At 36.8% G+C, this 13255-nt stretch carries 10 protein-coding genes; 2 read left to right on the top strand and 8 right to left on the bottom strand.

Features of this window, described 5'->3' with window-relative positions:
- Window positions 1-31 precede the first annotated feature (31 nt).
- The 4 genes from ACZ1GR_RS01410 to ACZ1GR_RS01395 form a co-directional block, all read right to left on the bottom strand.
- Window positions 32-1915 (bottom strand): DNA/RNA non-specific endonuclease, encoded by a 1884-nt coding sequence (locus tag ACZ1GR_RS01410; RefSeq protein WP_472610485.1) that lies wholly within the window; start codon window positions 1913-1915, stop codon window positions 32-34.
- An 80-nt stretch (window positions 1916-1995) separates the two neighbouring features.
- On the bottom strand, window positions 1996-3744 hold the full coding sequence (locus tag ACZ1GR_RS01405) for a patatin-like phospholipase family protein (protein ID WP_472610484.1): 1749 nt from the start codon (window positions 3742-3744) through the stop codon (window positions 1996-1998).
- Between the two features lie 425 nt (window positions 3745-4169).
- Window positions 4170-4460: a type II toxin-antitoxin system RelE/ParE family toxin gene (locus ACZ1GR_RS01400; RefSeq protein WP_472610483.1), complete on the bottom strand. Its 291-nt coding sequence runs from the start codon at window positions 4458-4460 to the stop codon at window positions 4170-4172.
- Window positions 4447-4704 carry a type II toxin-antitoxin system ParD family antitoxin gene (locus ACZ1GR_RS01395; RefSeq protein WP_472610482.1) on the bottom strand — a complete coding sequence of 86 codons (258 nt, stop codon included), beginning with the start codon at window positions 4702-4704 and terminating at the stop codon, window positions 4447-4449. The genes ACZ1GR_RS01400 and ACZ1GR_RS01395 overlap by 14 nt, the downstream gene beginning before the upstream one ends.
- Window positions 4705-5142: 438 nt before the next feature.
- On the opposite strand from ACZ1GR_RS01395, the gene ACZ1GR_RS01390 reads away from it, so the two are divergent.
- Window positions 5143-8343 carry an AsmA family protein gene (locus ACZ1GR_RS01390; protein WP_472610481.1) on the top strand — a complete coding sequence of 1067 codons (3201 nt, stop codon included), beginning with the start codon at window positions 5143-5145 and terminating at the stop codon, window positions 8341-8343.
- Window positions 8344-8361: 18 nt separating this feature from the next.
- Here the strand turns inward: ACZ1GR_RS01390 and ACZ1GR_RS01385 are convergent, their stop codons facing one another.
- Together ACZ1GR_RS01385 and ACZ1GR_RS01380 are read right to left on the bottom strand one after the other, a co-directional pair.
- A complete protein-coding gene (locus ACZ1GR_RS01385) occupies window positions 8362-8925 on the bottom strand; it encodes a mycothiol transferase (protein WP_472610480.1) in 564 nt (187 codons plus the stop codon).
- A 126-nt stretch (window positions 8926-9051) separates the two neighbouring features.
- Window positions 9052-9729: a hypothetical protein gene (locus ACZ1GR_RS01380; RefSeq protein ID WP_472610479.1), complete on the bottom strand. Its 678-nt coding sequence runs from the start codon at window positions 9727-9729 to the stop codon at window positions 9052-9054.
- 266 nt (window positions 9730-9995) lie between these two features.
- Here ACZ1GR_RS01380 and ahr point away from each other — a divergent pair, with 266 nt between their 5' ends.
- Complete coding sequence (gene ahr / locus ACZ1GR_RS01375; protein WP_472610478.1) at window positions 9996-11000, top strand: NADPH-dependent aldehyde reductase Ahr; 1005 nt, start codon at window positions 9996-9998, stop codon at window positions 10998-11000.
- Window positions 11001-11039: 39 nt separating this feature from the next.
- Here the strand turns inward: ahr and ACZ1GR_RS01370 are convergent, their stop codons facing one another.
- A complete protein-coding gene (locus tag ACZ1GR_RS01370) occupies window positions 11040-12245 on the bottom strand; it encodes a MalY/PatB family protein (RefSeq protein ID WP_472610477.1) in 1206 nt (401 codons plus the stop codon).
- 124 nt (window positions 12246-12369) lie between these two features.
- Entirely contained in the window at window positions 12370-13230 is an 861-nt protein-coding gene (locus tag ACZ1GR_RS01365; protein WP_472610476.1) for an MORN repeat-containing protein, read from the bottom strand.
- Window positions 13231-13255: the final 25 nt, after the last annotated feature.

Here is a 13255-nt window from a genome sequence, read left to right as displayed (position 1 = left end):
CAAATGAATTATGATTATAAGGGACTATGAGTTATTTTAATTTAATACTATCCAAATGGTCGATATAGTTTATTTTTAAACCAATATTCAGAGATTCGTTGATATTCGCCATGGCGTCAGCTTGCTGAACAGATTTATCAAAAGTCAAACCAGTTTGTTCCTGCAGAAAAGAAATTGGCACTTGAGATGTTTTATATTCCCCAAAGACAAATTCAATATCATCTAACCATTTTTTTTGACTTAATATATAAGCCGTTACATGAATACCATTATTGCCATTATTCGCAATTACAACTTTCCAAAAACTTTCAGGAATTTGAATACCCCTGTAAAACATATCGTCATCTGAAAAAATAGGCCCATTAAAAACGCTTATTTTCATTCCCTTTCCAACTGTGTTAGATAAAATATATTCTTCTAATCCTAACCAAATTTTTTGATTTAGATTCTTATGCTGTGGAGCACAATTTGTGTAGAAAAAAGTATCATCTGAAGCTTTCTTTGCCTCTTTAAAACTATTTCCCCAAGCGGGATCTAAACGTCTTACTAAATGGCCTCTGTCAAAGTTGTTATATTTATACAATTCATTACCGACTTGCTCTTTTCTATTGATTCTTGGGTCTTTTAACCATCTATCTGTACCCCTCGTAACATGTCTCCATTTTGTACCATCTATATTTACTGCGGTAACCAATGCAAGACGTTTCTCTTTACTCATGGCGACGGAATAATTAATGTAGTTCAATAAATAACCTCTTGTGCCTTTTGGTTTTACTAGCTCTTTCTTCATACTCTCTGTAAAACTAGGAAACGGGACTTTTTGATTTAAAAAATCTACATTGTAACCATTTCGTCCTTTTAAATCTTGAATTGTAATCTTCTCTTCATTCTCTATTTGATTTGAATCGTTAGAAGAAATGAAGATTTGTTGATTTTGAACTGTTCTTTTAAAAATTTGTTCAATTATATCAGCAGGTACGGCAAAATTTCCTTGTCCCTCTCTACCTGCGAAATGTAAGCCATAAACCTTTTGAGTTTCAATATCCACAATTGGAGAACCTGAATTTCCACCGAGGGTTGTGCAGTCATGAACGAAAAAACGATTGTCTGGGTCTACATAGTCTATTTCGCCAACAGCCAATCGCTTCTTATTAAACATATTTGAAAAAATTCGTATTTGCTCATCAGGTATCGAAGTGCGTGAATCTCTCGCAGGATAGCCTATGGTAGCAATAGTTTCATCAGTTTTAACCTTATTTGTTAATTCCAAAGACTGAAACTTTGAATTATTCCCATCCCATGCAATCTGGAGAATTGCCATATCATAACCATTATCTGGTTCAATGTGCAAAACTTTTAAGATTCTATATTCTTGAATATCAGGGTTATCTAATTCTTCTTTAAAATCAATTAAACACTTATATTCCTCATTTAAAAAATTTCTTTTGAAAATAAAATTCTCTCCATTTCTACGAGCAAACTCATTTGCCACATGCCTATTTGTTATAATGTAATCATCATACAAAAGCCAACCCGTACCTACCCAGTCCATACTCGGGTGGCCTTTTAATTCAATCCTACCTACTGAGGGAATAATCTTTTCAAGTCCTTTTTTATTTCTTTTTAAAATCTTTCTCCAAAAGTCAAGTTCAGGTTCATTTATGTCAAAAGAGTCATTTGCGATTTCTATAACTGGCCTTCCAATGATATTTATTATTGCCTCTTGAGCAAAGTTTAGATTAACTTTTGGCGCTGTTAACTGTTTCCCAAGCTCTTTAAAATCTACATCATCATTGTCTCCGATAAGTGCTTTTGTATCAAAATTTTTAAATTCAGATTTCTGAAATTTGCTTTGAAGTTCAGTCAATATTCCTTTATTGCTGATTATTCTCTTTGTTAGATTGAATTCTTTCATTTTATTAATTTTTATTGGGATTGAAATTCTTTGCTGGTAAATTTTTATGAACTTTCTACTCTTATAGAAATCATAATTTGTTACATACCACGTTCCTCAAAATCCTCCTGAATAGTTTTAATAACCCACTTTGTTATTTTTTTAGATATCTTGTTAATTACAATGCCCCCAAACAACCACCATAACCAACCTGACAAATTAGCACCTAACTCTTTTTTTAGAATCACCCTTACCCTATTTTGAATAGGTTTTTCGAGTTTTTTGAATGCTTTTAAATCAAACTTCGGCATGTCCTGTATTTCGTACCTAGTCGGATTACCATCATCATTAGAGTCAAGGATATTTACATCTGGTATAATAGGCATATAAGTTAAACCGTCTACAGTCTTGCCAAATTTGTCAATCATTTCTTGAGAAATTCCATAAAACAAATTGTTCTTATCCTTGGAATTGTACTCTAAAAAAAATATCCCTCGTAAGAAGTTCTTAGCATTTTTTCTACCAAGAAAAAAATCATGTTTTCTAAATTCAACATCTAAAAAACCTCCAAAACCGCCTATACCACCTGTTGCTAATGGATGTTTAATGGCGTTTTTCAGATTTCCTAATTCATATTTTCTTGGAAAGGACATAACTTTAAATAAACTTGTGGCATAAGTATCACTTCGTTTATTCCTTGCCTGATTTAAAATAGTAGGAACTAAGGCACCTATTATATCTAGCATACCTCTTTTATCATAATTTACTTTTTTTGTGATGTTTGCATCTTCAAAATTCGGAAAGGGGTCTATTAAAAGAGTCCCAAACTTTGGATTATCCACATCCGCTTGACCATGATTGCTCACTAGACATCTCAGTACTTCATCAAAAGGTTCATTATTTATAGCGCCGCCATCTACAGCAGTAAATTGGAAATTTGACACATTCCTTGATTCAAACTCAATATCCATCTTAGAGCTGAAGTTCTTTCTCCTTTTTAAATCGGTTTGAACATAATTCATGGTCAAATCATTGTCAAAATAACGAGGTGCTAACCCAACTGGAAATGCTCCAGTAGCCTTAGTGGTTTTAATCAAAAGGTCTTGATTTGAACTTTTATCTAGTTCTATCTTTAATGGTCTAAAGGGTAAAAATTTATCCTTATCTAAAGTAGAGTCATAATCTACTTTAAAGTGTGCAACTAAATCATGATTGCTAATTCTATGGCCTGGTGTGAAATCAAGGAATTTAGATTTTATATTACTAAGCTTTATTTTGTAGTCCAAAGGACGTAAGCTTGTTAAGGTCAACAATACACGTAAACTTTTGGATATGTATTTAGGGAAATTATTAATACTTGCATTCTTAGGTAACTTTTCAAAAATATTTTCAGCTATTTTGTCTATAGGCTTTGAGTTTAACAATGACGGGGCTCCTATTTTTCCAACCAAATCATCGGTCATCAACATTTTTTCAAAAGTTGTTTTTCCTATACCATTTCCATCATAGAGACTATCATCATCGTCTAAAAAAACCCAACTATCATAAAGAATGTTTCCTGTCTTAGTATTTGATACTTTTCTTACTGGCTCTATCTTTCCAGAATAGAATCCCAAAGTAGTAATCATGCTGACCATTCCACCTGCGGATGCCCCTCCTATTGCATCAATTACAACATCATGCATTGGAATTTTTTGAGTAGAGTTTTTTTTATCACTTTCCTTTGCATCTTCCCAATTACCAAGCGCTTCAAGCAAATAGTCCATGAATCCAGCTGTGTAAGCACCTGCAGAAACAGCTCCAGCCATAGATAGACCTAAATGGAAGGTTTTATTGTCTTTTTTGGACATAGTATATGTATTTAAACAATTCTAACTGTTTTATTAACTTAATGAAATACCCATTAATGGGTAAATTTTGATAACTGTTGGGGGAGTAAAAGGTAGGTTGTTAATTTATTGAGGAATATAAATATATAAAAAATTAACAAGTAACCTATTACGTAAAATAGTTAGGATAATAAAAAATGTAGTAAAATACCATTCCACACACATTACACTCCCCTCCTATTGTCGGCTCGTATAATAAGTGTTCCATTACCTTTTGAGAAGAAACTTTTTGAAGAAAAATTTAAAGAAAGTGTAGTGCAGAAAACTTTGCTTTACCCAAGCAAAGTTACATAACGCCCGACATTATAGAACAAAAATGTTCTATAATCCGACGTTATATCAAATAGCGATAAGTTATAAGTAATTTCATCGAATTCCTAGCCATTTTAAAGGTTGCCCTCATAATCCATTCGCTGACTTAGCACCCTAAGAATAAAAATTCCGGTTGCCGTATGCAAATAAAAGATGGTGTGCGATTGAAAAGAAAATCTTTTTAATTCAGCAATAAATTCAGAAGCATCACGACCCAAGTCTATATTTTCTGCAAGTATTTCAAATGCTTCATGCATACCATAAAGATACTTCTGAGCCTGGGATAGCCCAAATTTGTATATGCCAAACTCGTACAGCTCAGCCAAATCAATTTCTGCTTTGCCAGAGAGTTCATAAACGGCCATCTTCGCGCATACGTGTTTCCACTTCTTTCATGATTTCTGGTACCGATTTTGTGCTAACACCGCTTTCAAGACCTTCAAGGAGTTTGGCCTTTAGCGATAGAAATTTCGTGTTGTTAGCCTGGTCTTGCCTCACTAGATTTCGCAAATATTCGCTATCGTTAGTATATTCCCCAGCTTCAATTTGCGCTTTTATCCATTTATCTTGCTGTTCGGTAAAGGTTACCGTTTTGCGAACTGTTGCCATAATAATTGTGTTTAAATCATCATACTATTGGTGTAATATAGTGATTTTGTTCGAATTGTCGCCGATAATTCAACTTTATTTTCAATAACCCTTTCCACACAAATTACACTCCCTCTAATCCTTCGACTCCGATCAGGATAAACTGCACGCGTACATTATGGCTCATTTTAACACCATAATTCAACATTTCGCCTGTGCTGAGCTTGCCGAAGTATAAAATTGCTTTGGCAGTCGTTTTAAACAATCAAGTCCTTACAGTACTACTATTTGCCGTGACGCCCATACTGAGCTGCCACACTGAGCCTGTCGAAGTGATGTCGAAGCATAAAATTATCGTGATTGTCTGTTCCAAATCTTAACGTTGAACCAAACAATACGAGGACCCCGAATTCGTTATTTCTAATGGGTAATACCTCTTCTTAATTAAATAAAACTGCTTTGAGGCTCAAAAAACACTGGAAACGGATACTATTAGCAGTCGTCATAGTTCCTGTACTTTGCATTGGCACTGTTTTGCTGTATGTGCAAAACAACCAAGCCGAAATTATAAAAGGAGAAATTGCACTACTCAATCAAGAGCATAAAGGCTTGATTACCATTGGTAATAGTAAATTGTCTTTATTTGGTAATTTTCCCGACCTCTCCATCAAAGTTTATGATGTTCAAATATTTGAGACCAAGGCGGACAATGCGCCCTTACTAATGGATGTTAAAGACATTTATGTAGGTTTTAATCTTTGGGATATCGCCAGTGGAAACTACGACATTCACTCTTTACGTATTGAAGACGGTATTTTTAATATTGTTATTCATGAAGATAACACTTCTAACATTCAAAATTCGCTAGCGACCACCACTGAAGATGGAACGGCCAGCACTAATATTCATTTAAATAAGATTCGTTTAAAAGACCTGGATATTCACACCCTTGATGAGGCGACCAATACCGATGTGGAGAAGTTTATTTACAATGGCAAAGGCGGTTTTCGTATTAGTGATACCATTATTGCTGGTCATATTGATACCGAATTAGAGCTGAATGTCATAAAAGATGGTGACACTACTTTTATTCGTAAAAAACATTTTGAAATACACACCGACCTGGTCTTTAATGAAGCTACGGGTATATTAGACATAGCACCCTCGGGAATTGCTATGGAAAACGGTGACTTTGAACTCGAGGGTTCTATCGATACCAAGAACGATGTGGACCTTGACTTGGCCATAAAAGGTACCAAGCCTAATTTTGATATGCTTATTGCTTTTGCCCCATCGGACGTGATCCCGTTTTTAGAGAAATACAAGAATGCTGGTGAGATTTATTTTAATGCTACCATCAAAGGGGCTGCAAACAAAGGCAACAGACCGGCTATTAATGCTGAATTTGGTGCCGGAAAGGCCTTTTTAGAGAATACTACCAGTGCCAAAAAAATAGACAATATGGGCTTCAGCGGCCATTTTAGCAATGGTGCAAACAGAGCTGCCAATACGATGGAATTCTCGCTGAACGATATGACGGCTTCTTTGGAAAAAGGAGAGTTTAAAGGCTCGCTCTTTGTAAAGAATTTTGACGCCCCGGAAGTTGATATGCAAGTCGATGCAGATGTTAACCTTGATTTTATCGCAGACTTCTTTGAACTGGAGCAGGTACAGAACGTCTCTGGGAATATTAAGCTACGAATGAATTTTCATGACATCATTGATATCGATAATCCGAAAATGGCCTTGCAACAGCTCAACCAGGCCTACTACGCATCGTTAAAAGTAGAGCAGCTGCATTTGGAGGCAGAAAATCTTCTGGTTCCCATAGACAGTCTAAATGTAAATCTACTGATGAAAGGCAAGGCAGCCACCCTCAAACAATTTGATTTGTTAATGGGCAATTCAGATATCACGATCAACGGATTTCTTTCAGACCTGCCTTCTATAGTGCATCATACGAACACGCCCGTAGAAGCGCATTTAGAGATAACATCCAACTACCTGGATATTGCGGAACTAACAGGGTTTTCAGCGCGAGACACTGTGAAAACCGGAATTGATGAACAGGTAAAGAACCTGAGTTTAGGACTTTCTTTTGTGGGTTCTGCCAAAGACTTTACCGAATCTGAATATTTACCAAAGGGAGAATTTTTTATCGATAGCCTTTACGCAGAGTTAAAGCACTATCCGCATCGTTTGCATGCTTTTCATGCCGATGTATTGCTAAATGACAAAGATTTGAACATTGTGGACTTTACCGGCTTTATTGATGATAGTGATTTTCATTTCGATGGCTTAATCCATGATTATGCGTTTTGGACGCGGCCAGAACGGAACGGTGCCGTTGCGTTGGATTTTAATCTTACTTCAGAAAAATTACGCCTCGAAGATATTTTTTCGTACAAGGGTGAAAACTACGTGCCTGAAGAATACCGACATGAAATTTTTGAAGATTTAGGCCTGCATTTTAGCACTAAAATGGAGTATGCCGATTCTTCTTTGAGTTCCATTGCCGTTGTTCTTGACAAACTTGACACCAAGATGAAATTACATCCGCAGCGTTTTCATGATTTTAAGGGCAACATTAGTTACGCCGATGACCATATTGTAATTACTGATTTTCATGGCAAAATTGGGTCGACCAATTTTAATTTGGATTTGAATTATTATTTAGGGGAAGACCAATCGGTAAAAAAACGTGATAATTACCTAGGGATAAGCGCAAATTACGTGGATTTTGATGCACTTTTTAATTTTGATATAAGTTCGCCGCCAGCAACGAAATCAGAAGAAACCACCACAGAAGATGTTGCCGTACATGCTGAGGCTTTCAATATTTATGAATTGCCATTTACCGACATGCGTTTTAAAGCGGATATTGCCCATTTTAGGTATCACAAGATTGACTTACGGAATATCAACGCAGATTTAAGAACGACTCCCGATCATTATATCTATGTAGATACGCTTAGCATGAATGCTGCGGGCGGAAACATTAATTTAAACGGATACTTTAATGGCAGTGACCCCAAACACATTTATATGCAACCCAAACTGGTACTGACAGATGTGGATTTGGAAAAATTACTTTTCAAGTTTGAAAATTTTGGGCAAGACCATTTGGTTTCTGAAAATTTACAAGGAAAGCTTAGCTCTAAGATCAGTGGTAAAATTAGGGTGTACCCCGATTTGGTTCCCGATTTGGATCAGTCTTCTATTGAAATGGACGTAAAAGTGTTGAACGGAAAACTAAAGAATTATGACCCTATGTTGGCGCTGTCAGATTACATGGGCGATAAAAACCTACGTAATATTCGATTTGACACCCTACAAAACACTTTGGCCATTGATAAGGGTAAAATTAACATTCCCTCGATGACGATTGAATCGACTATTGGTCATATGGAATTATCAGGAACGCATGACAGCAACCAAAATATTGATTATTACTTACGCATACCTTGGAAAACAGTAAGACAGGCCACATGGCAAAAACTCTTCGGGAGCAAAAAGGATACGGTTATCGAGCAAAATCAAGTAGACGAAATTGTTGAAGTTGACCCTGATAGAAAAACCAAATTTCTAAACCTAAAGATTCAAGGCACTATAGATGACTATAAGGTTTCATTGGGCAAGAAAAAGAAAGATAAGAACTGATTTTTGAAGCTTATAGCCTTATTCGGGCAATCTGTTTTTTATAGTGGCAATTTGCCCCATATGATTGGCCGAATGTTCCATCACATGGTACCAGATATAGTGGTTGTTGAGCCCTTCTTCTAAATCAGAAGCAAACCAATTGTCATCTTTAGTTTTAAGTTTTTCTAGCGTTTTTTCTCGGACTTCATCCCATAAATCCAAATAGTGTTGAATAGGCTTGCCCTTGAGCTTATTTTTTATTTCTTTATTAAGTTCGCCTGCCATACCAAATCTTGCCAGCTCATCTTCCGTCCATTCCCTTCCTTCCAAAGTTGCTGTTTGGTAATATGATTCCGTAGACACCAAATGCATAATCAATGATCCTATACTATTGGCATCGTCATCATACAAGAAATCAATTTGTGATTGATCAAGGTCTTTGACCTGTTCCGTAATTCTATCTTTTAAATCTTCCAACATGTATATCATTAGTCCAATCTCTGGTGAATAGCCTTCGACTGATTTCATCACTCCCTGAGCATTCAATAGTAGTATCGGCAGTAATAGTAATATAGATGTGATTTTTATTTTGAGCGATTTCATAGTTGAATTTTATACTGAGCATCTACATTAAAAGTACTATTTATTGTTATTTGTCATGCTTAAATAGTTATACTAGAAATAGGTTTCATCAGCAGTTTTAAACTGCTTTTTCTAAAGAGATAGGCACTACTCAATAACATAGGCTTTACCTCCAATAAATAGCATATCGGTATCCATAATATTGTCACCTTCGGCGCCAATGGCGAAAGAAAGGCGTGCTTTTCGGCCATCATTATAGTCAAATTGAATTAGATTTCCTTCAATTCGATATTTTCCGGAATTTTTATCATTTTTCCATGCATTTGACCCATAGGCTGTAATTCCACCATTTTCGGTATGTGTAAAATGCTCACCATCTAAAAAAGTCAATTGCGAGTTGAACAGGGCGTATACACCATTACCAAAATCACCCCCTGAAATCTTTTCGTAGGTACCCTTTAAACGTACGGAGCTATCAAAAGCAAAGGCACGAAACCAATTTCCTGAATCTAGATCATATTCGTTAGATTTACCCTCATTATCGGTCAAGATAAAGATATCACCACTTCTTTGATAAGTTCCCCATAGGTCTTTTTGGTCTTGTTTTGATTGCGAAAAGTTCAAGTCTGTCAAGGGCTCGTCTGCTATTTCATAATATGAGCCATCTTTAAAAAGTACAATGGGCTCGAAGGTGATTGCCGCTGGATATCCACCGGTGGCCCTAAAATACCAGCCTTCAACTTTTTGGTATTTTGTTGTCATGTTTTGTGCAATGGAACTATTCAGCCCGAAAAAGCATAACAAAAGAATTGAAATAGTTTTCATTTTCTAAATTTTTGAGTTTTCGTAACCTTATAAATTTAATGGATTTTCTTTTTAATAATAATTATTTCTAAGTAATTGGTTTGCTGAAATACGATCCCAAAATCTATCATCTTGAACCGATTCTCCTTATCTTCGTTTTGTTGTCTTTTATCTTTGAAAAATAGTAATTCGGTAATAAGAATATAAAAGAATTTCATCGCTTTTTTAAAAATAAAGCCTACTATAAATTACAACAAAACAAATTCAAGAATCAAAAAATCGAACCTATGAAAGTGCAAGCATATGCAGCCGTTGAGGCAAAATCAAAACTTACCCCTTATACTTATGAATTAGGGGCAATTGGCCCCGAACAAGTTGACATTAAAGTCGCCTACTGTGGTATCTGCCATTCTGATTTAAGCATGATTAATAATGAATGGGGAATGACCCAATACCCCCTTGTACCTGGTCATGAAATTGTCGGTGAAGTAGTAGCTGCCGGTGACGCGGTAAAAAATGTAAAGATTGGAGATAAAGTAGGGTTAGGTTGGCTTTCTGCATCTTGCATGAGCTGTCAAGAATGCATGGATGGTTCACATCATCTTTGTGCCAATAATGAAGCGACAATCGTTGGTCGACATGGAGGCTTTGCCGACTATGTTCGTGGGCATTGGTCATGGGCCATTCCGTTGCCGGAGGCCATTGATATGAGTAAAGCGGGACCTTTGCTTTGTGGCGGAATTACGGTTTTTAATCCGATTATACTGGCCAATGTAAAACCAACGGATACCGTAGGTGTTATCGGAATTGGTGGATTAGGTCATATGGCGCTCAAATTCTTAAAACATTGGGGGTGCGAAGTAATAGCTTTTAGTTCTAACCCAACTAAAAAAGCGCAAATTTTAGAAATGGGGGCAAATCAGGTAATCAATTCAAAATCTCCTGAAGAGTTGGAACAGATTGCCGGTAAACTCAACTTTATTCTTAATACAACAAATGTTTCTTTAGATTGGAATTCGTATTTGTCGACCTTGGCACCAAAAGGAAAATTTCATACGGTCGGCGCTGTTTTAGAGCCGATGGCGATACCTGCATTTAGTTTGATCGGTGGTGAAAAGTCTGTTGGCGGAAGCCCGGTAGGAAGCCCGACCTTGACCAAAACAATGCTCGACTTTTGCGTAAGACACGAGATATATCCTACGGTTGAAGAGTTTCCCTTTGAAAAGGTCAATGAGGCCATTGAACACCTCGAAAAGGGGAAGGCGAGGTTTAGAGTTGTCCTAAAAAAATAATGCTAGTATAAATTTTAAAAGTACGCATAACCCTTCCTGCTATTTTTCTAAAATGGCAGTTATAACGCGTCGTACACCTTCTTCTAGTCGTATTCGAGGACAGGCAAGATTTAATCGTATATGGCCTTCAGCATTGGCAACGAACATGTCACCACCTTCTAGCAATACTCCCGCATTGCGTGCGAAGAAGAGCGTTAAATTTTCATCGCCAGTAAAATAGGCGCTAACATTTACCCATGCCAGGTAAGTAGCCTCGGGTATTATAAATTTCGCCTGGGGCAAATGAGTATCCAATTCTGTTTTGAGATACTCGAAATTAGCATCTAAATATTCGCTCAATTCAGCCAACCAAGCATGCCCTTCTGAATATGCTGCTTGCGCTGCTACGATACTTAAAGGGTTTTCTACAGGCAAGTAGTTTTCACTATAGGTCTTTCGCAATGTATCGTTCGGAATGATGATATTGGCAAACATATTACCAGCCAGGTTAAATGTTTTACTGGGGGCCATACAAGTAATGATTTGATCCGAATCTGGGAAAAGACTTGCCATAGGAGTAAAATTCATACCCTTACGAAGCAAATCACAATGAATTTCATCGGATATGATGGTTAAATCATGCTCTAAACATACTTCACCTAACTCTTGCAATTCTTCTTTTGACCATACCCTCCCTGTTGGATTATGAGGGTTACAGAATATCCCTAAAACACATTTTTCATCAGCTGCTTTCTTTCGAATATCATCCATATCCATCCGATATTCGCCGTTCACTTCAATCAAATCAGAGCAAACCAATTCTACCTCATTAAAATCTACGGCATGCTTGAAAAAGGCGTATGATGGGGTAATAATCAAGACTTTTTCATCGCGTTTGCAGATATGACCCGTTAAATCGTACAAAGCGGGAATCACTCCTTTGGCATTGACCAAATGTTTCGAATCGAACTTCCATCCATAACGACCCATACACCATTGTTGAAAAACCAGCGCATATTTAGGGTCCGCAACCCTTGAATAGCCTAATAATGGGTGCTCTAAGCGTTTTTTCATGGAGGCAATGATTTCCGGAGCTATAGCAAATTCCATATCGGCGACCCACATCGGTATAAAATCCGCCTCGTCATATTTACCGCTAAGATCTTCATCGGGATCAAAAAGATAGCCACGATATCCGGTTAGGGACATCGCATTCGTGCCTTCTCTATTAATGACTTGATCGAATTGGTAGTTGTTGGTCGACATCTATTTTTGAAAGTTTAGATTGTGAATAGGTAATTTACCAATTACGAATTTAAAGTACTTCGGATAAGCCGCAAGAATTTTATGGGCTAAATTTTGGTCTCGCTTAATTTACGGCCTGGTCGTATTAGCGGCGGGCTCGTTTTTCGGCTTTATCGGTTTCAACAAGCTTATCGTTTTCCCAAATTCCGCTTGTAAGTAGATTTCCATCTTTAGCGAAGAACTCCCCTTCCCCATTGCGTTTATCGTCTTGCCAATACCCGACATATTTTTCGCCATTAGGCCAATAATAGGTGCCATAACCACTCCTTTTGGCATTTACATAACTGCCAATGTAATATTCCCCATCGGGCCAATAAAAAGTGCCTTCTCCATGTCTTTGGTTGTCTTTCCACTCACCTTCATAGCGACTACCGGTATCTAACAAAGCGATACCATAACCATTGGCCATATTGTTGCGAACTTGACCTACATAATGCATTTGGTTGCCCTTTTTACTTTTAAAAGTAAGGTACTCGCCAAAAGATTTCTCTTTTAATTGTTTTCTTAGACGATTTAACTGGATTTTCGCTTTTTCATGTGCGAAGCTCAAAGAGTCATAACGCTCGATCTCTAAAGGACTCACTACTTTATTTTGTGGTAAAGAGTCGTTCGTGACCGTATCTTTTTGTTTGGTTTTTCTTTCCTCGACATAGCCTCTCATTTTTTTCGCCAATGCGATACGCAGTTGAAGACCCTTATCTTCGCTTCCTAATTCATGCGCAATTTTTTCATATTCACTAAGTGCACTATTATAATCTTCTTTTAGCAAAAGCGAGTCTTTTGAAAATAGATTTTCATAAACACTTACCGTTTTGGATAGTGTTTCTTTATTGGAATCAAATTGATTCACTGAATTTTGTAGCGCATTTACCCTAAAAAACAGACCAATGGTAATTAAAAGTGATGCGGCCAGCAACAAGTAAGGAATTAAAACTCTTTTTTTCATTTTAAACGGTTCTATTACTAGGTAC

Source organism: Croceitalea sp. W27 (assembly GCF_055693185.1).
The sequence above is the reverse complement of the archived record's forward strand: the minus strand, read 5'-3'. Positions and strand labels throughout refer to the sequence as shown.